This window comes from Sporosarcina sp. FSL K6-3457, from assembly GCF_038007285.1.
Classification (GTDB): domain Bacteria; phylum Bacillota; class Bacilli; order Bacillales_A; family Planococcaceae; genus Sporosarcina.
The window spans coordinates 2930427-2953004 of record NZ_JBBOWX010000001.1 but is presented as its reverse complement, the minus strand read 5'-3'; the positions used below and the strand labels follow the sequence as shown (position 1 = coordinate 2953004).

General features: G+C 42.0%; 19 protein-coding genes and 1 other RNA gene. 16 read left to right on the top strand and 4 right to left on the bottom strand.

Annotation, left to right across the window (positions count from 1 at the left end):
* Window positions 1–50: 50 nt before the first annotated feature.
* From dinG to N1I80_RS14565, 7 genes are all read left to right on the top strand, one after another.
* A complete protein-coding gene (gene dinG / locus N1I80_RS14595) occupies window positions 51–2831 on the top strand; it encodes an ATP-dependent DNA helicase DinG (RefSeq protein WP_340738586.1) in 2781 nt (926 codons plus the stop codon).
* Between the two features lie 63 nt (window positions 2832–2894).
* Window positions 2895–3374: a cell wall elongation regulator TseB-like domain-containing protein gene (locus N1I80_RS14590; RefSeq protein WP_340738585.1), complete on the top strand. Its 480-nt coding sequence runs from the start codon at window positions 2895–2897 to the stop codon at window positions 3372–3374.
* Between the two features lie 13 nt (window positions 3375–3387).
* On the top strand, window positions 3388–4581 hold the full coding sequence (locus tag N1I80_RS14585) for a pyridoxal phosphate-dependent aminotransferase (protein ID WP_340738584.1): 1194 nt from the start codon (window positions 3388–3390) through the stop codon (window positions 4579–4581).
* 71 nt (window positions 4582–4652) lie between these two features.
* Window positions 4653–5948, top strand: a complete 1296-nt coding sequence (gene asnS / locus N1I80_RS14580; RefSeq protein WP_340738583.1) for an asparagine--tRNA ligase — start codon at window positions 4653–4655, stop codon at window positions 5946–5948.
* 31 nt (window positions 5949–5979) lie between these two features.
* A complete protein-coding gene (locus tag N1I80_RS14575) occupies window positions 5980–6693 on the top strand; it encodes a DnaD domain-containing protein (protein WP_340738582.1) in 714 nt (237 codons plus the stop codon).
* A 12-nt stretch (window positions 6694–6705) separates the two neighbouring features.
* Entirely contained in the window at window positions 6706–7359 is a 654-nt protein-coding gene (nth, locus tag N1I80_RS14570; RefSeq protein ID WP_340738581.1) for an endonuclease III, read from the top strand.
* Window positions 7349–7696 carry a YpoC family protein gene (locus tag N1I80_RS14565; protein ID WP_340738580.1) on the top strand — a complete coding sequence of 116 codons (348 nt, stop codon included), beginning with the start codon at window positions 7349–7351 and terminating at the stop codon, window positions 7694–7696. Before nth ends, N1I80_RS14565 begins: the two co-directional genes overlap by 11 nt.
* A gap of 66 nt (window positions 7697–7762) precedes the next feature.
* On the opposite strand, the gene N1I80_RS14560 is transcribed toward N1I80_RS14565, so the two are convergent.
* From N1I80_RS14560 to N1I80_RS14550, 3 genes are all read right to left on the bottom strand, one after another.
* Window positions 7763–10453: a PBP1A family penicillin-binding protein gene (locus tag N1I80_RS14560; protein WP_340738579.1), complete on the bottom strand. Its 2691-nt coding sequence runs from the start codon at window positions 10451–10453 to the stop codon at window positions 7763–7765.
* An 8-nt stretch (window positions 10454–10461) separates the two neighbouring features.
* Window positions 10462–11085, bottom strand: coding sequence for a Holliday junction resolvase RecU (gene recU / locus N1I80_RS14555; protein WP_340738578.1), 624 nt, complete (start codon window positions 11083–11085; stop codon window positions 10462–10464).
* A gap of 228 nt (window positions 11086–11313) precedes the next feature.
* Window positions 11314–12162 (bottom strand): DegV family protein, encoded by an 849-nt coding sequence (locus N1I80_RS14550; protein ID WP_340738577.1) that lies wholly within the window; start codon window positions 12160–12162, stop codon window positions 11314–11316.
* A 289-nt stretch (window positions 12163–12451) separates the two neighbouring features.
* On the opposite strand from N1I80_RS14550, the gene N1I80_RS14545 reads away from it, so the two are divergent.
* From N1I80_RS14545 to N1I80_RS14515, 7 genes are all read left to right on the top strand, one after another.
* The gene (locus tag N1I80_RS14545) at window positions 12452–12823 is read left to right on the top strand and encodes a YppE family protein (RefSeq protein WP_340738576.1); all 372 of its coding nucleotides are present in this window, start codon (window positions 12452–12454) and stop codon (window positions 12821–12823) included.
* Window positions 12820–15102 (top strand): DEAD/DEAH box helicase, encoded by a 2283-nt coding sequence (locus tag N1I80_RS14540; protein WP_340738575.1) that lies wholly within the window; start codon window positions 12820–12822, stop codon window positions 15100–15102. The genes N1I80_RS14545 and N1I80_RS14540 overlap by 4 nt, the downstream gene beginning before the upstream one ends.
* Window positions 15092–16372: a ribonuclease H-like domain-containing protein gene (locus N1I80_RS14535; protein ID WP_340738574.1), complete on the top strand. Its 1281-nt coding sequence runs from the start codon at window positions 15092–15094 to the stop codon at window positions 16370–16372. Before N1I80_RS14540 ends, N1I80_RS14535 begins: the two co-directional genes overlap by 11 nt.
* A gap of 85 nt (window positions 16373–16457) precedes the next feature.
* Window positions 16458–16754: a cell division regulator GpsB gene (gene gpsB, locus N1I80_RS14530; RefSeq protein WP_340738573.1), complete on the top strand. Its 297-nt coding sequence runs from the start codon at window positions 16458–16460 to the stop codon at window positions 16752–16754.
* 63 nt (window positions 16755–16817) lie between these two features.
* Window positions 16818–17224: RNase P RNA component class B (gene rnpB / locus N1I80_RS14525), an RNA gene on the top strand.
* Between the two features lie 169 nt (window positions 17225–17393).
* Window positions 17394–18521: a THUMP domain-containing class I SAM-dependent RNA methyltransferase gene (locus N1I80_RS14520; RefSeq protein ID WP_340738572.1), complete on the top strand. Its 1128-nt coding sequence runs from the start codon at window positions 17394–17396 to the stop codon at window positions 18519–18521.
* Between the two features lie 63 nt (window positions 18522–18584).
* Complete coding sequence (locus N1I80_RS14515) at window positions 18585–20495, top strand: ATP-dependent DNA helicase (RefSeq protein ID WP_340738571.1); 1911 nt, start codon at window positions 18585–18587, stop codon at window positions 20493–20495.
* Window positions 20496–20606: 111 nt separating this feature from the next.
* Here the strand turns inward: N1I80_RS14515 and lepB are convergent, their stop codons facing one another.
* Window positions 20607–21152 (bottom strand): signal peptidase I, encoded by a 546-nt coding sequence (lepB, locus tag N1I80_RS14510; protein ID WP_340738570.1) that lies wholly within the window; start codon window positions 21150–21152, stop codon window positions 20607–20609.
* Window positions 21153–21322: 170 nt separating this feature from the next.
* Between lepB and N1I80_RS14505 the strand changes: the two genes are divergently transcribed.
* Window positions 21323–22111: an MBL fold metallo-hydrolase gene (locus N1I80_RS14505; RefSeq protein WP_340738569.1), complete on the top strand. Its 789-nt coding sequence runs from the start codon at window positions 21323–21325 to the stop codon at window positions 22109–22111.
* Window positions 22112–22292: 181 nt separating this feature from the next.
* Window positions 22293–22388 carry a putative holin-like toxin gene (locus N1I80_RS14500; protein WP_340738568.1) on the top strand — a complete coding sequence of 32 codons (96 nt, stop codon included), beginning with the start codon at window positions 22293–22295 and terminating at the stop codon, window positions 22386–22388.
* Window positions 22389–22578: the final 190 nt, after the last annotated feature.

Genomic DNA, 22578 nt, shown 5'->3' with positions numbered 1-22578 from the left:
GCCTACGGCAGATGGCCCAGGTGTATTTGATTAAGGAAGTTGATGATTGAGTGGACAACAAAACGTATGCAGTTGTTGATCTGGAGACGACTGGTCATTCACCGGTCAAAGGAGACCGGATCATTCAGCTAGCAATTGTGTTTATTACAAATGGGGAAATTGGCGACAAGTATGTTCGTTTTGTTAATCCGGGACAAAAAATACCGGCTTTCATCCGTCAATTAACGGGCATTGCGGACGAAGACGTAGTAGACGCACCGTATTTTGAAGATATTGCCGAGGAAGTGGCTCGTCTGTTGGAAGGGACGGTTTTTATTGCCCATAATACTGATTTTGACTTATCATTTTTGCAAAGTGAGTTTAGCAGATGTGGTATTCGTAAGTGGGTCGGTAAAAAAATGGATACCGTTGAACTGGCTAAAATTATGTATCCCTCTGCCACAAGCTATAGGTTACAGGATATTGCTGAAGATTTAGGCATACCGCTGGCAGCGGCTCACCGTGCAGATGATGATGCGGCGGCCACTGCTAAGCTTTTTCTAGCCAGCATGGAGAAAATGCAAGGACTGCCAGAAGACACATTGAATTTGCTGCATCGTCGATCATTCCGTTTGAAATCGGATTTGTCGGCACTTTTTTACGCGGCATTAAAGCAGGCGAGGACATCCAGAAGAAAACAGGAATTTTCATCTTTCCGTGGTATTCCATACCGTACTATACCTGTTCCAATTGCTGATCACTTTGAGATACCGACGTATCCAGTTGATGAGCAACAGAAAATGGTTTTATTGAAAAAGGCATTCCCGACATTCGAGCGCAGGGAATCCCAGTTTGGCTTTATGGACACTGTATGGGATGCGCTTTCTAGTCGCTCCGAAATGCTAGCGGAAGTACCAACTGGTATCGGTAAAACGGCTGCCTATTTGCTACCGGCAGCCATCCATTCTATTACGGCAGGGAAGCCTGTCGTGATTAGTACATTTACTAACCATTTGGCTGATAAGATTATGGATGAGGAGCTCAGTAAGGTTAGTGCGATGCTCGGTTCTACGGTTACTGCAACAGTTTTAAAAGGAAGAGAGCAATACATTTCGTTAGGCAAATTTGAAGAACTGCAACGAATTACCGACGAGTCGTATGATGAAACATTTTCCATTATGCAAATTCTCGTTTGGCTAACGGAAACGGTGACAGGTGATTTGGAGGAGTTGAATGTATCGGGTGGGGGACAGCTATTTGTCGATCGTATTCGAAAGCGTTCTAACGTACTTTCGCCCGATGAACAAGCAGCTGATTTTCACTACAAATTGCTAGAGACATGTGGACAGTCGAACATCATCATCACCAATCATGCGATGTTGCTGTCTGATTTGAACCGGGACCAAATGATTTTCAATTCACTAGCAGGACTGGTAGTCGATGAAGCCCATCAGTTCGTACAAACAGCCTCCCGTCTGAATGAAACCGTATTTTCCTATACGAATTGGAAGTATGTTATGGGGCAAATGGGTTCTGATGCGACAGGTCAATTACTGCATCAAGTTAATGTTCTCAATAAGCGAATAGGGATGACGGGCCGATACTATAAGAAAGAGCAGTTGGATGAAGCATTTCTCAATTTTACAGCCTTATTTGATCGTGCGGTCGGTGTGCTGACTACTTTCAATCTACTTGTTGATAAAAAGCAACAAGGCAATCGAGTTGTTTACCCATTAGACAAATTGACAGAGGAGAGTAATTATTTTTCAAAAGTTGCAGAAGCAATGGTTGACTATATTCGCAAAGCTGAACAATTTACCCGTGATTTGGCCGATCAAACTGATAATTTAACACGTAAAGAGCAAGCGATTGTGGCGGAATGGAATTTCTGGGTTCGTGAGATGACTATCAAGGCCGGTGAGTGGGTAGAAATTTTTCTCGATAATACTTCGGAAGATTACACCGTATGGATGGAAAAAGATCGGCGGAGTATTCCAGGTAGTCTTGTTGTCATTAGACGTTCATTAGATAGCTCGCCTATGATTCGTGCATTTATCGACAAATTGAAAGAGGAAAAGACAGGGATTGTTTGGACATCGGGAACGTTAGCTGTCCAAGATAATGAGCGGTTCATCGCTAGACAGCTTGGGATTGATGATTCGATTCCACTGCTAATATTTGATGCACCTGCGCATTTCTACGAAGGAGCAGAAATTTTTATCGTCGACAATATGCCTGATATTCAGCAAGTTGCCCAATCGGAGTATATTGAAGCAGTTGCAGATGCTGTCGTACAGACAGTACTCGCAACCGGAGGCAGGCTTTTCGTGTTGTTCACCTCACAGGATATGTTGAGGAAAACGTATGACTTGATAACAGAAAGTGAACAGCTGGAAGATTATGCACTTTTTGCACAAGGCATCAGCTCGGGGAGTCGCATTCGCTTATTGAAATCTTTCAGGCAGTTTAATAATGCGGTGCTATTTGGTACGAATAGCTTCTGGGAAGGCGTGGATGTACCTGGAGAAGCACTGTCTGCTGTCATTGTTGTCAGGCTGCCGTTTACATCCCCGGATGAGCCGGTATTTAAGGCTAAAGCGGCTAAGTTAACGGCTGTCGGTGTGAACCCATTCAGTGAATTTGCTTTGCCAGAAGCTGTTATGCGATTACGGCAAGGGTTCGGTCGACTGATTCGTTCTTCGGCCGACAAAGGTTTTTTCATTATTTTGGATCGACGTATTGAAACGAAGTCTTATGGCCAGCGTTTTTTGGCCTCCTTACCAGATGTACCTGTAAAAAAAGTGTCGCTCGAACATATGGTGAATGAACTCGAAAATTGTTATACTAAGTAGGTATAACAATAGAGCACTTCAAGTAGAAAAAACGTCTTTTGGACGTACAGGACGTGGAGCAGTATGGTAAATTGGATTAAATTCATTGTTGTCTTCCTATTGGCGTTAACTTCTGTCATTACGGTTACCGTTTTGTATAATGCCGGAAAGCCTCTTTCAACGGCTAATAAGACGGCCATCGAATCTGTACTGAGCTCTGGACAACTCGCTTCTGTGAGTTCAGCTGAATCCTTTAATGGAACAGTTCCGATGGTCACGGTATTCGGATTGGATGGAGATGGTGAGAAAACAGCTGTTTTTGTTGATCAACAATCGGAAGATGGTTTTGAGGAAGTGAAGCTGGCGGATGGTATTTCGGCGGAACAAGCTGTTGCCAACGTCAAGCAAGAACTGACTATCAAAAAAGTTCTACATGTCACACTTGGATTAGAAGCTGAAGGCCCCGTCTGGGAAGTCGCCTTTACAAGTGACAATGACAAATTGAATTATGTCTATGTGTTTTTTGATAATGGGCAATGGTGGAAACGAATTTTAAACCTATAAGGGAGCGATACAGTTGACGAAACGATTAGCATCTAGGGTGAATACACTTTCACCATCTACTACGCTTGCCATTACGGCGAAAGCGAAAGAAATGAAAGAATCAGGTATCGATGTGATTGGTCTCGGTGCGGGAGAACCAGATTACAATACACCGGATAATATCATCGAAGCGGCTTATAGGTCCCTGAAAGAAGGAAAAACGAAGTATACGCCTGCTGGTGGACTTCTTGCACTAAAGGATGCCATCATTGATAAACTACAAAAAGACCAGAATTTAAGCTATGCGCGCAATGAAATCATGGTTGGCATTGGTGCAAAGCATGTCTTATATACGATGTTCCAAGTCATGCTTGATCCGGATGATGAAGTCATTATTCCAACACCTTATTGGGTCAGCTACCCTGAACAAGTTAAGCTGGCGGGTGGCGTACCTGTACATATCGAAGGGACTCCAGCAGCGCAGTTTAAAGTGACGGCCGACCAGATTCGAGATGCGATTACAAGCAAAACAAAAGCTATTATTATTAATTCACCAGGAAATCCAACAGGTATGATTTATTCGAAAGAGGAATTGCAGCAAATTGCTGAGGTTTGTCAAGAGAAGGATATTTGGATTGTATCGGATGAGATTTATGAGAAATTGATCTATGGTGAAGAAAAGCATCATTCAATCGCACAATTGTCGGATGATGCTAAAAAACGAACACTTATCATTAATGGTGTGTCTAAATCGCATTCGATGACAGGGTGGCGGATAGGCTATGTTGCAGGAGACGCAGAAATAGTGAAGGCGATGACGGATCTTGCAAGTCATTCGACTTCTAACCCAACAACGACATCCCAATATGGAGCAATCGAAGCGTATAAGGGGCCACAAGATACTGTTGAAACGATGCGTAAAGATTTTGAATCACGGTTAGACCGAGTTTACCCGCAGCTATGTGCGATTCCAGGATTTAATGTGATTAAGCCACAAGGTGCCTTCTATCTGCTACCGGAAGTGTCTGAAGCTGTATCGAAAACAGGGTTTGCTAATGTGGATGATTTTGCAGCGGCATTACTGGAAAAAGCCAATGTTGCCGTGATTCCGGGATCTGGTTTTGGTTCCCCAGACACGATTCGTCTATCCTATGCGACATCAATTGATTTGCTAGAAGAAGCAATTCGACGTATTCATGCATTTGTAGAAGCAAACTGGAAAGAATAATGAAAAGCGTAAGGCGCTTGGAGCTAGACACCGTGAGAAAAAATAGAGAAGTTTAACTTTCGGAGGTACCTATGAAAACAATTATGATACATGAAATGCCAAACCATGCAGGTGAAACAGTACGTATTGGTGGATGGCTTGCAAATAAACGTTCAAGTGGAAAGATTGCGTTCCTACAATTACGTGATGGCTCAGGATTTGTCCAAGGAGTTGTAGTAAAAGAAGTAGTTGGTGAAGACATCTTTGCAAAAGCAAAATCGATTACACAAGAAAGCTCACTGTATATTACTGCTGAAATTACTGTCGATGAGCGTTCATCATTTGGTTATGAACTCCAAGTGAAAGATATTGAAGTCATCCATGAAGCAGTGGACTACCCAATTACACCGAAGGAGCATGGTACAGAATTTTTAATGGATCACCGTCATATATGGCTCCGTTCACGTAAGCAACATGCCATTATGAAAATTCGTGACGAAGTCATTCGTGCAACGTATGAGTTTTTCCATATGAATGGTTTTGTTAAAGTCGATCCACCAATTTTGACAGGCTCTTCACCAGAAGGGACATCTGAACTGTTCCAAACGAAGTATTTTGATGAGGATGCCTTCCTGTCCCAATCAGGTCAGCTCTATATGGAAGCGGCGGCAATGGCACTCGGAAAAGTGTTTTCATTCGGCCCAACATTCCGTGCAGAAAAGTCAAAAACACGTCGTCACTTGATTGAGTTTTGGATGATAGAGCCAGAAATGGCATTCATTGAATTCGAGGAAAGCTTGGAAGTACAGGAGCAATATGTCACACATGTTGTGCAATCTGTCTTACAAAATTGTCCACTTGAATTGGAAAGATTGGGCCGCGATTTGTCCAAGCTTGAAAAAATTCAAGCACCGTTCCCCCGAATTTCGTATGATGATGCTATCAAATTCCTTAATGATAATGGCTTTAACGACATTACATGGGGAGATGACTTTGGAGCACCGCATGAAACCGCGATTGCTGAAAGCTTTGATATGCCGGTATTTATCACACACTACCCAATTGGCATTAAGCCGTTTTACATGCAGCCTCATCCAGACCGTGATGATGTAGTTCTTTGTGCAGATATGATTGCACCAGAAGGCTATGGCGAAATTATTGGCGGTTCAGAGCGCGTGCATGACTATGAGTTGATGAAACAACGTATTAAAGAACATAATCTAGATGAATCTGCGTACGCTTGGTACTTAGATTTGTGTAAATACGGGGCTGTTCCCCATTCTGGCTTTGGACTTGGCTTAGAGCGTACAGTCGCTTGGATTTCAGGTGTAGAACATGTACGTGAAACGATTCCATTCCCACGACTATTGAACAGATTATACCCTTAAACGCCTTATATAAAAGAAAGGAGTTCGGACAATGCAACACGAAGAACGGCTCCGAATTTGGATTGAGCAGGGGAATGTTACTATTCCCCAGCTTTTTTTTCAGTATTATAAAAGCCTAGGTATTCAGGATGTAGATGCGATGTTGATTATGCAAATGACTGCTTACGCATCGGCGGGCAATCACTTTCCAACACCGATGGATTTTGCAAGTCGGATGCATTTGAATGAAAATGAAGTATCGATGATTTTACAACGATTGATGCAACATGGCTTTTTACAAATTACCCAAAACAAAGATCAAAATGGCGTATTGCATGAGACATTCTCCTTGCAACCTTTATGGAATCGATTGCTTGAGCAAGTTGCCGTTGCGGCAAATGAAGCTGAAAAAGAAAGTCAGAAGAATGCTGAAGGGGAAATTTTTTCGCTATTTGAACAAGAATTTGGACGTTTCCTATCACCGATGGAATGTGAATCCATTACGATGTGGCTTGATGAGGATGGGCATAGCGTTGACATTATCCGTGCAGCATTGAAAGAAGCTGTACTTGCACAAAAAATAAGTCTTCGCTATATCGATCGGATTCTTTTCGAATGGAAAAAGAAAAATGTGAGGACCATGTCTGATGTTGAACGTCAAACCAAGTCGTTCAGGACTGTCGGTATTCGTCCAGCACAACAGCAGCAAAAGACAGTTTCAGTCAAACGTGTCCCTTTCTATAATTGGTTGGAAGAACGAGATTAGGAGGGAGAGTACATGCTTACAAAAAAACAATGGGAAGTGTGTCTTGAGCAATTTGGCATCATGTTTCCAGACGCACATTGTGAACTGGTCCATGATAATCCTTTTGAATTGACGATTGCAACGCTACTGTCAGCGCAATGTACGGATGTTCTCGTCAATCGAGTGACGGCGGAGTTATTTAAAAAATATAAAACACCTGAAGATTATTTGGCGGTTGACGTCGAGGAATTACAGATGGATATTCGTTCGATTGGGTTATTCCGCAATAAGGCAAAAAACATTCAAGCACTTAGTCAAATGCTCATTGATCAGTTTGGTGGGGAAGTACCTGCCAATCGGGATGTGATGATGACGTTACCAGGTGTCGGGCGAAAGACTGCAAACGTTGTTGTGTCGAATGCGTTTGGTATACCTGCTATTGCCATTGATACGCATCTAGAACGTGTCGCAAAGCGACTTGGTATGAATAGATGGAAAGATTCTGTACTAGCCGTTGAAGAAAAAATCATGCGCTGGACACCGATGGACAAATGGACAGATACGCACCACCAAATTATTTTTTTTGGAAGATACCATTGTAAAGCGCAAAACCCTGGATGTAATGTCTGCCCGCTCCTGCCATTATGCAGGGAAGGAAAGAAGAGGATGAAAGCTGATGCCAAGTAATAATAATCGATTTGACAAAGAGGTATTCCTTCCTTATTTTGAACAATGGCAACTCGTGCGCGATGAAATAGAAGCACTTTACGAGCAGAAAGATCGGCAAGCTGTCGAGCTAATGAAGACTGCTATTACGAATTATAGTGAATTGCTCGAACTTGGAGGAACGACTTTTGATGATCGTAAAGGGAAAAATATTTTTGTTCTACTTCCGTTGAACGGAGAGGAACGTTTCGAATTTGTCAAAGCTAAGATTTCCAGTCACTATGCATTTGTTCAATTAGACGCTCTTATAACAGAGACGAAAAAGAAAGTAGCAAGACTCGCAATACAGAAGAAATGATCTGAGGCTCAGACATAGGAAAACCCCCAGACATCAAAATCTGGGGGTTTTCCTATATGTCAAGTATTAGGGAGTACCGTCATCAGTGGTTCCATCGTCGCTACCGCTTGGAGCGGCATCTGTACCTGTAGAACCTTCTTCATCTATTGAACCACTGTCTGGAGGAGTGCCACTAGTGTCGTCTCCGTTATTGCCGTTGTTCTCATTATTGTTATTTCCGTTATTCCAGTTGTTATCATTATGTCCATTATTGTTGTTACCGCCATTATTTCCGTTATTGTTCCCATTATTCCAATCGTTGTTATTCTCGTCATTCCAATATTCGTCGTCAGGATTTTCGAAATCGGTACCGTCTTCATCCCAGTCTGGAATTTCTTCGATTACTTCTTCAATTTGAAGCGATGTAGTGGCCGGAGGGCTTTCCAGCTCACCAAGTTTAGCAACCACAGAGAATGCATAGGTACGACCAGATTCAACCCCAGTAAATGTGAATGATGCATCCTGTGTTGTCGTCATTTCTTGCATATCACCACCGTCAACATTCGCAAAGATTGTGAACTCAATCACGCCATCAATCGAATCGGTATCTGGTGCGTTATGAGCCCAGTTTAATTCAATAGAGTTGGTATCAATATCGTATTGAGCTGTTAAACTAGTAGGTGCCTCAAGTTCAAGAATTTCCTCTTCAGCCATTTCCGTTGGTGCGGTCCCTCTTACAAACAGTTCTGTGCGCTTCAAACTATCTGGTGTTGTCTTACTAGCTAGAACAAGGGGATTCGAACCATATTCGATTGTGGCTTCTTCGACAGAGTTCGGTTTTTGGAACCGCGCTGTATCTTTCCCAGCGGAAATATCACTCATAACCATTTTGAAAAGATTTTGAGGGACATATCTACCTTTATCGTATGTTGTAATTGGCGTCGCATATTTTTCATAACCGCCCCATACAGCAATTGTATAATTTGTCGTGTAACCGGCAAACCATGAGTCAGGCACATCCGTATTTTTTAATCCGTTTTTCTGAATAATTTCAGATGGATAGTTAGTTGTGCCTGTTTTCCCAGCGATATCTAAGCCAGAAATACTCGCTTTTGTTCCTGTTCCAGACGTCAATACATCACGTAATATATCCGTGACCATATAGGCTGTGGAATCTTTCATGACGATTTCAGATTCTGGTGTTATGTTAGGTGCTGCTGTACCATCTCTAAAAGTGATTTTCTGAATAGCATGTGGTTTCGTATAAATACCACCATTCGCGAATGCGGAATAGGCTCCCGCCATTTGGACTGTCGAAAAATCATATTCACCGCCGCCAAGTGCGTTGGAGGAATTTAATTTATCATACGGAAGTCCAAGATCTCTGGCGAAGGCGCCCGCTTTTTGAGTACCAACTTCTTCGAATACTTTTATCGCAGGGATATTCCGTGATTTATATAATGCTTCTCGAATGGTCATAGCCCCAAGGTATTTTCCATCAACATTCCGTATTGCTGTATTGGTTCCTTTATAGTTGTAGGGTTCGTCAACAACCGTATTCCCTGTAGACCAACTAAAGTTCTCTATCGCTGGGCCATAAGACAGAATAGGCTTAATAACAGAACCTGGTTGGCGTTTCTGGTCGGAGGCAAAGTTCCAATCAAGTCCTGAATAGTTACGCCCACCGCCGATTGCCACAATTGCACTCGTTTTAGAATCGACAACGGTCATACCGGCCTGCATTGTCTCAGATTCAAATAAATCGGATGTGTTCAATGCGTTTTCAACAGATTGTTGCGCTTTTGGGTCTAATGCTGTATGAATTTTTACACCTTCAGAAAGTAAGTGCGTCATACCTTTTTCTTCTAATTCAGCTAAGACAAGGTCGACATAAGCAGGATATTTTGTTTTGCTGACCTGTCTTTTTTCTTCAGAAAGCAGGGTAGACGTTACAGGTATTAATTTCGCTGCTTCCATTTCCGCTTTTGTTATTTTTTTATGTTGATACATGAGACCCAAAACGATATTACGGCGTTTTTCAGCCCGTTCCGGATTTTTATAAGGATTGTAGCCGTTTGGACTTTGTGGTGTACCAGCTAATAAAGCAATTTCATGTAATTCAAGCTCATCCAAGCTTTTACCATACGTTTCTTTAGAGGCTGTTCCAAATCCATAAGTGCTACCACCCATTAGGATTTTGTTAAAGTACATTTCAAAGATTTCTTCTTTTTCATACTTACGTTCAAGTTGGAAGGCAAGCCAAGCTTCTTGCGCTTTCCTTTTTAAAGTTTTTTCATCCTTTAGGAAAGAGTTTTTAATGACTTGCTGGGTGAGTGTACTCGCTCCCTGGGAACCGAATCCACTTCTAAAGTTGGCGATGATTGCACCGCCAAGTCGCCAGAAGTCCATTCCGTGGTGTTTATAGAACCGAACATCCTCAGTTGCTAAAATAGCATCTTTGACCGGTTCAGGAATGTCCTTGTAAGCGACGAATTCCCGCTTTTCCACACCAGATTTCATAAAGACATCGCCGTTAATATCAAGCAATTCAGATGATAAAGGGTCTTTTAATAGATTTTCATCGAGATCGGGGGCAGAACTTGCGTAAAAGGCAAACAGTCCTGCGCCGCCAATTAATCCTGCTAATCCAATCAGTACAAGTACTAAAAATATTTTTTTAATAATATTCATTATACCTTTTGGTGTCTTGTCTTGCTTTTTAGTACGTTGCGCTTCTATTTTTTTTCGTCCTGCTCTTGAATTTATATTATCACTCATGTTGCTTCCTACCTTTCATTCGCTTCACGCGATCTAGCTATAATGGAAGATATGGCTTGTAAATAATCGAGTCTTGGATTGTAGCCGGGTAATACTTCCGTAGCTACATCCTCAAACTCTGCCAAAGTCATCGATTTTCTTCCGCCTGTCTTCATTCTTTCCCAATATTTCTCGAAACTATCATAAGGGATGATAAAATAGCGGTCAAGTGCAGTGAATTTAACGATGAAAAAGACAATTCCAGCTTGTTCTGCCACACTTTTCATGTGATTGACCTGATGCTCATGAATGTTTTGGAGTGGGAAAGATGTTGCGCTTTTGGTTTCCTTTGCTTCAAAATCAATATAGTTCCCTTGCCAAACTCCGTTAAAGTCTGTTGTAGACGGTGTCCTGAAATACGCTTCAGTAATGACAGCAGCACTTCTAGCAGGATAATTGACGTTGACGACTTGAATGGGCACGGGCTTTTTATGGATGACAGCCATGCCGTGGCTTAAATAGAATTCATTCGTATCATTCAATTCATCTTCCAATGATTTTCCGCGGTTGCTGAATGACAGATTGATTTTTTTCGGCAAGCTACTCTTCTGAACGGGTACATATTTCTTACCGTTCGGGTAGCGTATTGTCATAACTACCACCTCGCATTTCACTATCATACCATATTAATTGGACGGATTAGGCGAGGGAAAGTTGCAGACTGAACAGCGAAGGGGTGGGTTTGTATAATTTCTGCGCTCTTTGCAGAAATTATACAAGCAGTGTTAAAGCAATATCTTGCTATAAAAGAGTAGAATGAATTTTATATAAAAAAAGTGATTTGAAATGGATCTTCAAATCACTTCTTTATTCAAATGAATTTAGTACCTCACCCAGCTTAAACCAGTCGTACCTTCACCAGCATGAACGCCAACGCACACACTAAGAGGGAGCACTTGGATTTTTAAGTTTGGAAATTCTTGCACTAACTCGTCTCTCCATGAACTCGCATCAGTCGTGTTATTGCAGTGAATCACTGCGATTTCAGGAATGTTGCCTTTTGCCATGTCGCTACGCAATAAATCGGTAATATTTTTTCTAGCCCGTTTATAAGCCCGGACCTTTTCTTTCATCACGGGCTTACCGTCTTCGAATGTGATGATGATTTTGATGTTTAGTAAGTTGCTTAAAAATGCTTGGGTGCCAGAGACACGCCCGCTTTTATGTAGTTGTTTTAGATTAACAGGTATGAAAGCTAGCTCGGTATTTTTTGTCATCTTATTGATGACTGTCACAACTTCTTCTACATCATGACCTTGTGTAATCAGTTCATTGCCAGCCTCAATCATCTTAATCATTGGATAGGAACCAATTTTTGAATCGATAGGATAGACTTTAAAGTCAACCATTTGTGCAGCTGATTGGGAACTGCCAAATGTACCCGACATGCCACTAGAAACATGCAACGCAATGGCGCAATCATAGCCTTGTTGCTGTAAACTTTCATAGAGAGCCACCATTTCGCCAATGGCAGGCTGGGACGTTTTAGGCGGATTTTTAGCTATGTTTAATTTTTTATAAAACGCGTCTTGTGTCAAATCAACGCCTTCTTTAAAAGCGCCCTCATCAAATACGACACTTAACGGTAAAATATGTACATTGTGTTTTTGGATAAAAGACTCGTCTAATTGTGCGGCCGTATCTGTAATCCAAGCAATCTTCTTCGTCATGATTAAACGACTCCTCTTATGATGCGTATTTTAATGTCGGATATATGAATACCTGCCTAAGAAAATCGGAAGGGATTCCTTAGTTCAATCTATCTAATTACCGCTAATGTACACCACCTATTAAACGGACACTAGTGACAGTTGTCATATTGATTCGGAATTTCAAGAGTGATGTCACTATTTGAACATAACTTGAATTTGTAAGAGGAATACACGTTCTTAATCGAGATGGTGCAACATGCTCATTTCTGCTAAAATATAAAGAAGTATCCGGAAAGGGTGGTCCAAGTTGAATTTACAACAAAAAACTGAAAAATTACTTGCAGTTTGCAGGGAATGTTTTGAACGCCACGCACAAATGCGGGAGCTCGATCGAGAGCCTGATTTTTTCATAGAGGTAAAACCATATGCCGATCAATATCATACATTGTTGGATGAATGGACAGTGGAAGTGTCTGAATTCATCAAGACAGTGAAGCCGAAATATGTCCATCCCGTTCAAATTGACTCCTTAAATGATTCGATGAAGCAGTTTATTGTCCAGTCCTTTTATCAGAAGACAGGAAAAAAACGTTTCGTGTTATCCATCAATTCTGCGGAATATACGTTTAAAACGATTTTGGATGCGATTGAAGTTGCGAACAACGAGGGTAGATTATGATAAAACAGCCAGCTATTCACGAAGTGTTGGAAAAGTTACGGCAGGATCCAGATTTTTCGCCGAATGTGGCTCATTATAAAACGATTGCTGGGAAAGAGGCGGTCTATGCTGAATTTCCAAGTGAGCTTCATCCGTCGATTATCAAAGCACTTGCGTCCAAAGGGATTCATCGACTATACAGCCACCAACGGGAAGCATTTGAATTGGCTTCCGCGGGGGAATCGTTTACGGCGGTTACACCGACAGCTTCTGGGAAATCACTCTGTTATCATCTCCCTGTCATGCAAAGTATTTTGGAGGATGAGTCATCGCGTGCAATTTATTTATTCCCAACAAAAGCACTGGCGCAGGATCAACTGGCAGATCTTCATGAATTAATCGAAGCAAGTGAGGAAACGATTCTGAGTTATACCTATGATGGCGATACAGCGCCAGGACTGCGTTCTAAAGTAAGAAAGTCTGGTCATATCGTATTGACGAACCCGGATATGTTGCATTCGGGTATTTTGCCGCATCATACGAAATGGGTATCGTTATTTGAGAACCTGAAATATATTATCATTGATGAACTACATACGTATAAAGGAGTTTTCGGAAGTCATGTTGCGCATGTGCTGCGTAGGTTGAAACGAATCTGTCACTATTATGGTAGTGATCCCGTGTTCATTTGCACATCGGCGACGATTGCCAATCCGCAGGAGCTTTCGGAGTCGTTAACGAATACCGACATGCAGTTGATTGCCAATAACGGGGCACCTGCGGGGAAAAAGCATTTTATATTTTATAATCCACCCGTTGTTCATCCAACGTTTGGTATTCGGAGAAGTGCGGTGCTGGAAGTGCGAGATGTCGCAGCACTTTTATATCGGGAAGGCATTCAGACGATTATTTTTGCGAAAAGTAGAGTAAGAGTCGAAATGCTTGTGACTTATATGAAGGAACTGACGAAGAAAAAACTGTTCGATGAAACAGTGATGGGCTATCGGGGAGGCTATTTACCTTCTGAACGACGGAAAATTGAAAAAGGATTGCGTGAAGGAACGATTCGCACAGTTGTCAGTACGAATGCATTGGAACTCGGCATTGATATTGGGCAATTGCAGGCATGCATTATGACCGGTTACCCGGGAAATATTGCAAGTGCTTTTCAACAAGCAGGACGCGCAGGTAGGCGACAGGAAGAGGCGTTGATTATTTATGTTGCCCAGTCCGTCGCACTCGATCAATATATTATTGAACATCCTGATTATTTGTTAGGTCAATCACCCGAAGATGCACGCATTCATCCAGATAATATGTTCATTTTAATGGATCATCTGAAATGTGCTTCATTTGAATTGCCTTTTTCATCGACGGAAACTTATGGAGAGTTTGAAGTACAGGAATTACTCGCTTTTCTTGAAAGTGAAGGGGTCCTCGTCAAGACAACGGACACATGGCATTGGATGACAGAACGTTTCCCGGCCAGTGAAGTAAGCTTACGTTCTGCGTCTCAGGAAAACGTCGTTATTATCGATAAAACCCATCCGAAAGCCACACGAGTCATCGGCGAGATGGACCGTTTCAGTGCAATGACATTGCTTCACGAAGAAGCCATCTATATTCATCAAGGCACGCAATTCCAGGTCGAGATTCTCGATTGGGATGAAAAGAAAGCGTACGTCACTGAAGTGGATGTAGATTACTTCACCGACGCTAATCTAGCAGTAGAATTAAAGGTGATGAATGAAGATCAAGTGCAGTCATTTGGACAACGTGAGGCGGCTTACGGTGATATTGCCGTGCTCGCGATTCCGACTATTTTTAAAAAAATTCGATTTGATTCTCATGATAATATCGGCTCTGGTCCCATATCTTTGCCGGCAGAAGAGTTACATACATCCTCTACCTGGTATACCTTTGATATTCCGGAAGGGTGGACGGGTGCTGGTTTAACTGATGCGATGACAGGTGCAGCGTATGCGATTCAGTCGTTCATCCCACTGTTTGTACGTTGCGATAAGACAGATATTCACGTTGTGCCACAGGTGAAAGCTATCCATTCTGGCAAGCCGACCTTTTTTATCTACGATAGTTATCCGGGCGGTATTGGACTGAGTGAGAAAATATTTGATCGTTGGGATGAATTATTGCATCGAGCGGCCGATCATGTATCGTCATGTCGTTGTGCGTCGGGATGTCCTGTTTGTATCGGGGCGCAAGAGGCTGGGATAGGCATGAAAGAAGATGTAGGTTCTTTGTTGCAGGAGCTAGCAGGAGGGCAACGCCATGTCCTATGAACAAAAGCTGATGCAGATGAAGAAAATGTTGAAAAAAACAGATAGCAAAGTGGTGCCTGAGGCTGTCAAAGTGGTGGCGCAAGCTCCGCCTTATGAACAAGCGTGGCTCGATGCAGGACTGACAAAAGAAGTGAACAAACATGGTATCGTCTATAAACGTATTGTGGAATATGCCAAGGATTATCAGCATGGTGATATTGTTCTTTCAGGATTGAAGTCGACATTGGAAGAGTGGAAGAAATCTGGTGAAGCGCATCCTTTGTCACCGGATTTTTCAAAGCCACTCGTTTTTTTCGATACAGAAACGACAGGCTTAAAGGGAGCGGGAACGCTCATTTTTCTTCTCGGATTTATCGTTGAGACAGCGAGCTCTTTTAAACTAACACAATATGTGCTACCAGGACCCGATCATGAAGCTGCGTTTCTGTATGCATCGAAATTATGGGAAACATCGACGACCCTTGTGACGTATAACGGTAAAAGTTTTGATGTCCCGCAGCTTGAAACGCGCTGGACAATGAATCGTAAAGAAATTCCGCCGTTGCTTGAACATACACAGATTGATTTGTTACATGGCTCTAGACGCATTTGGAAAGATGAAATGGGTACATTTAGATTGCCAGCTATTGAAGAAGAGAAACTTGGATTCATGCGTGACGGAGATATCCCAGGGCATATGGCGCCGATTATTTATCAGGATGCTGTAAAAAATGGTCGTGCGGAACTTCTGATGAAGGTACTCGTCCATAACGAGTGGGACATCCTGTCACTTGTCGCCCTCTATATTCGTTCTACGGATTTACTGTTGAAGACGGAAACGCCTGAGTCAGCGATTACGCATACGAATATTGGCAAGTGGTTTGCGGATTTGAAGTCACATGAGCGTAGTAAACAAGTTTTTGCAAGTGCTATTGCCACGTACGGTGTCGATCATCCTGCGACGCATTTTCACTTTGGTTTCATCCTGAAAAGGGAGCAGCAATATGTGGATGCTGTTGCTTCATTTTCAATTGCGGCAGCGGGTTTGACAGGTCGTGAACGAATCGTTGCGTTGGAGGAATTAGCGAAGCTTTACGAGCATAAGCTAAAAGAGTTGAAGAAAGCATTAGATATTACACAAGAAGCGATATGGCTAGTGCAAGTAGCTACTGACTTGACGGCGGCGTTCCAGAAACGAGTAGGAAATGATTTTGCGAAACGGGAAATAAGAATTAAAAGAAAACTATTTCCCGGGCAATCGCATGATACGACATTGGATGGCAGTTACTGACATTGCTGAAGAATAAGTAAGACAAGGAAGACCAAGTCATGTTATACTAAATGATATGTAAACAGAGACGGAAGGGCGATTTTTCATGGATACTAAACTCGATTCAAAAACAATTCTTGAAAAGGAATTCAAGACGGGCCTTCGTGGTTACCAACAGGAGGAAGTCGATCTTTTCCTTGACGATGTCATTCACGATTATGAAGCTTTTAAAAAGACGATTACAGAATTGCGTACCGAAAATGCGCGTATGAAAGAAGAACTAGCAGAAGCGCAAAAGCGTCCGGCGGCAGGAAGTGCTGGCACAACGAATTTCGATATATTGAAACGTATCTCCAATCTAGAGAAGCAAGTGTTTGGTAGTAAGCTTTTTGATCAAGAATAAAAAATGGCTGACAACTATGTTGTAAATGTACAAAAAGTACTGTATACTAACATTATCATAGTGTAATTTAGGTAATCGCTGCAACGCCTAAGTTGTAGAGGAAAGTCCATGCTCACACGGTTCTGAGATGACCGTAGTGTTCGTGCTCGGCGAAAAAATAAGCCGTGGCTTCACGCATCGCGTGTTGACGGCGGGAATAAATCCTAAGTTAGTTTTTACAGTTTCGGCTGTTTATCTAATATGGATGAGGTTCCCTGAACAGTGCCACAGTGACGTAGCTGATTCGGAAACGGGTCAGATGGAACGCGGTAAACCCCACGAGTGAGAAACCCAAATTATGGTAGGGGCACTCTTCCGAAGGAAATGAACTGACGAAGGGACAGACGAATGTCTGTAGATAGATGATTACCACCCTAAGTACGAGGCGCAAGCTGTTTGAGTACACGGGAAACAAAACATGGCTTATCGAATTTCCTATGGTATTATTGTTACATCGAATGCTCTCCTATATAATATGGGGAGCTTTTCTTTTTGATTTTAGATGATGGATTGAAGCGAATAGAATCTCATTAAACGTAGACGATAATAATGAAGCTGATAGTGAAATAATTGAAGGAATAGAATTGGAGTTGGTTAGGTATGAGTGAATTTAAGTTAGTGGCGACGTCTGCAATGGGGTTAGAATCCATTGTTGCAGACGAAGTGAAGGCACTAGGTTTTCAAACTACTTCGGAAAATGGCAAGATTTATTTCCAGGGTGATGCATTAGCGATTGCGAAAACGAATATGTGGCTGCGCGTAGCGGACCGTGTGCGCATTGTAGCGGGCGAGTTCCATGCAACAACGTTTGATGATTTGTTCGAACAGACAAAAGCGATTCCATGGGAACGTTTTTTACCAGTAGATGCAGCGTTTCCGGTTGCGGGGAAATCAGTAAAATCGACGTTATACAGTGTGCCGGATTGCCAGGCAATCGTTAAAAAAGCGATTGTTGAACGATTGAAAATCGCTTATAAACGAATCGGTTTCTTGGATGAATCAGGTCCTTTGTTCAAATTAGAAGTGTCGATTTTGAAGGATAAAGTGACACTGACGATTGACTCGAGTGGGACAGGCCTTCACAAGCGTGGTTATCGTGTAGGACAAGGGGATGCGCCGTTGAAGGAAACGATGGCGGCGGCACTTGTCAAATTGACACGCTGGAATCCAGACCGCCCTTTCGTTGATCCATTTTGTGGTTCAGGTACGATTGCGATTGAAGCGGCTATGATTGCGCAAAACATTGCTCCTGGCTACAATCGTGACTTTTCGGCTGAACAATGGCCATGGGTTAATAAAAGAATTTGGAATCAGGTGCGTGAAGAAGCAGAAGATATCGCCAAATATGACCAACCAGTTGATATAACGGGCTCTGACTATGATCCGAGAATGATCAAAATAGCACAGGAAAATGCGGCAGAGGCTGGATTTATGGATTTGATTAATTTCAACCAGTGTGATGTGAGGGATTTGAGCCTCGCTGGTTTGAATGGCGTGTTGGTTGGTAATCCTCCATATGGAGAACGACTCGGTGAGGTTGAAGAAGCGGAAGACATTACGCAAGAACTGGGCCGTATTATGAAAGACTATCCGTCTTGGTCCGTGTATATGCTGTCTTCATTAGAAAACTTTGAAACGATGTATGGTAAAAGAACTACGAAAAAGAGAAAATTATTCAATGGCTTTATCCGTACTGATTTGTATCAGTTCTGGGGACAACGCCAATAAAGGAACGTATAGGGAAGAGGATAATCCCTCTTCCTTTTGCATGTTAATTGGAAGGAGCTTCATATGAAAAGTAAGATGCCATTCCCTTTATCCAAAGAAAAATCATTCTATGAGTCGTTGAATGATTGGATTGGGGATACGTTGTACGATGATTTGACTGAAAAAGGATTTGAATGCCGCGATGAACAGATCTATATGGCTTTTCAAATTGAACAGGCGCTGAAAGAAAAGAAAGTACTATTTGCAGAAGCGGGTGTAGGTACAGGGAAGACGATTGCTTATTTACTGCCTGCAATTGCCTATGCGCGCTATACAGGGAAGCCGGCGCTTATTTCGTGTGCGGATGAGACGCTTATTGACCAGCTTGTCAAAGAAGATGGCGATATTCGTAAAGTCGGTGAAGCACTTGGACTGGACATCGATGTACGCCTTGCTAAATCTCGTGACCAATATTTGTGTTTGAAACGCTTGGAGGAGACGGGCAATACGTCGACAGAAGAGTATATTGAGTGGATTGAAGATAGTATTCCTGATTTTGTCCATGGCAATGCTTCTTTGCAGTCCATCCATCCTTATGGGGAACGTTCGGATTATCCAGCTTTAAGTGATGAACAATGGAAAACAGTGAATTTTCATCCAATCCAACAATGTGCTGCCTGTGACGTCCGTAATCGCTGTGGGCAAACGATTCACCGTAATCATTATCGTGAAGCGGTTGAATTGGTTATTTGTTCGCATGATTTCTATATGGAGCATATTTGGACGAAGGAATCGCGTAAACGTCAAGGGCAATTGCCACTACTTCCTGAAGCCTCAATGATTGTGTTCGATGAAGGGCATCTTCTGGAGTATTCAGCGCAGCGTGCATTGACGTACGAAGTGCAAAATAGTACGTTACTGAACTTACTTGAGCGAATTATGGTAGATGGTATTCGCGAGAAGACGCTTCAGCTAATGGAACGCCTGATTGATACGCATGAAGCATTTTTTACATTGCTCGAAAGATTAGCAGACGACACGGATAATGAGCGTAAAGCGATTGAAAAAACAGCTGAATTGATGGCGATTGGTAAAGAATCTGTCCAGATTTCAACTGCACTTCTTGAAGAATTCGTCTTTGACGGTGAATTGTTTATTATTCCAGAATATGATTTGAAAATGGTTGAAGAATACTTGGACCAATACATCTATTCTATGGAATTGTTTACATCACAAAACGATGCGGTGGACTGGCTAGAAGAACGCGAGGGTGAATCGACGCTCGTCATCATGCCACGTCTAGTGACAGATATTTTAAGAGAAAAATTGTTTTCATCCAAAACGCCGATTGTCTTTTCATCTGCCACACTGTCAGTTGGTGAGCAGTTTACCTATTTGGCAGACGGCCTAGGTATTCAGGACTTCCTATCATTTTCAGTGGAATCGCCATTTGATTATGATGAAGTAATGGAAGTCTTTGCAACGGATGTTGAAGTTGGAGGAAAAGCGCAACGGGCGCTTGAGCTACTAGAAGATGGGGAGCAAACACTTATCTTGTTCAAGTCAGAACGGGCGATGCATCAATTCAAAGATCAAGTACCTGCTGACTGGAAAGAGCGTATTGCTTTTGAAGGAGAGCGGGAGCTATCTTCCATTGTTCGTGAGTTCCAGCAGAAGCAAGTACCGGTTCTTTGCTCATACCACTTATGGGAAGGTTTAGATATTCCACAAGATGCGTTGACGCGAGTTATTATTTATGACTTACCGTTACCACCCTCGGATCCATTATTCGATGCAAGACGTCAGCATGCGAAGGATCCCTTCCGTGAGGTGGACTTACCATTCATGCTGCTTAGATTGCGCCAGGGCGCAGGGCGTCTGATCCGTACGTCTGCGGATTCTGGCACGGTTCATTTGCTACTGGAAGGCGAAGAACAGCAAATGAAGGCGGAAATCGAAGGGATTTTCCCGGTCCAAATGAAAATGACAAATTAATTTGCTGAAGTAAGTTATTCTCCAGAGGATATCAAAAAGAAATAATCCACCCTTGAGTTTCGAGACTCGGGTGGATTATTTTTTGTGGAGATATGGTATAGTCACTATACTTTATTTTGGTATACTAATTTCTGTGAAGGGATAAACACGCAACTTTACTTCACCAATGACAGCCTCATCATAAATGAAACCGAAATATCGACTGTCATTACTCTTTAAACGATGGTCGCCAAGTACAAAGAAAGCGCCTTCAGGTACTTCCTCTTGCCCTGTAATTTCTGCTAATGTGAAGTTGCCAGTGATCCGATCTGTGATAGGATCGCCATCAATACGCTTCACATAGGGTTCGTCATACACTTTCCCGTTAATATGCAATCGATCATCAATCATTTCAATGCGATCCCCGGGTACTCCGATAACTCTTTTAATGTATTTATCATTTGCATTAGGTGCATGAAAAACAATCATATCGAACCTATCAATGGTGCTTATTTTACTGACAACAACACGATCGTTGTCTTCGAATGTCGGCAACATAGATTCACCTAGCACTTTCGTCGGGACAAATAAAAACTGGTAACAGACGAAAACAATGGCAAACGCAAACAATATGGATTGTATCCAAGAAAATATCTCTTTTTTAACAGTTTCACTCATTTTGCAACTTCCTTTCCCAATAACATCGTTGTCTCTTAGTGTACAATAGTAGTTGAATTATTCATACTGTTAACAAAAGATTCTTCCTATAGTTATCAAATAAAGGTATTTTCGATAGAATGTAGAATCTCTTATTACGTGTGCAGTTTAGAAAATAGGGGGACTAAAAATTGGTTACAATTAAAGATTCTTGGTTTACAGTTCACGAAATAGATGACACTACATTTGCAATTAGTGAGTATGGACATTGGGAGAAGGTTCATTCCTATTTATTAATAGGTGAAGAAAAAGCGGCGCTTATTGATACAGGTCTTGGAATCGACAACATAAAAAGAATTACAGATCAACTAACGGATCTACCCATTATCGTGCTGACAACGCATGTTCATTGGGATCATATTGGAAGTCATGGTGAGTATGAAAACCTATATGTACATACAGATGAAGAAGATTGGCTGATCAATGGCATTCAAAAGTTATCCATCGAACAAATTAGAAAAGATGTCAGTCGCGATATTACAATCCCTACACCAGCAACTTTTAATCCAGAGACATATAAACCTTTTCAGGGAACCCCGACAGGTTTGTTGTCTGATGGCGGTGAGATTAATATTGGTAATAGGAAATTGACTATTTACCACACACCTGGCCATTCTCCGGGCCATATATCTATTTTGGATAATAACAACGGATATTTATTCACAGGAGATTTACTGTATGATGAGACTCCGATCTATGCTTTTTTTCCTACAACCAATCCAATCGATTTGATTGAATCATTAGAGAAAATATCGGGAATTCCTCATGTCGCGAAAGTTTACGGAGCACATAATACGATTGGTCTTCATGCGGATATTTTGGAAGAAGTGAAAAATGCAGTTAGGGTTCTTAGGGAAAATGACCTTGTTAGATTTGGAACGGGTGTCCATATATTTAATGGGTTTAGTGTGCAGTTCTGACTTTAAATGAAGTGATAGACGAGGTGTAATAAGTGAATTAAAGAGCTAGATTTTAATGATTGTTTAGAACGCATGTGTGGTATAATCGGAGAATAAGAGAATAGGTTTTCAAGGGTGGTCAGCATCCTATTTCTTGTTTCTGTCACGGTATATTCCATGACGGAAGGGGGTGCTGCTAAAAATGACTATATATGAATCGCTTGTGATTATGATTAGTTTTGCAACTTTACAAGTTGCGGTACTAGCACTGGCGTTTTCGATGTCGAAAAAGAAATAATCCACCCTTGAGTTTCGCGGCTCAGGTGGATTATTTCATCATGGGACGCTGACCCCCATATGGGGACCTGCCTATTGTAAGCACCGCATCGATGAGACAACATCGGTGTGGTCTTTTTTAATATATCCTGTTTCTACGATAATTATAACAAATCCTTAATTTTCTGTCTAGCAATCAGAAAGGTAGATTG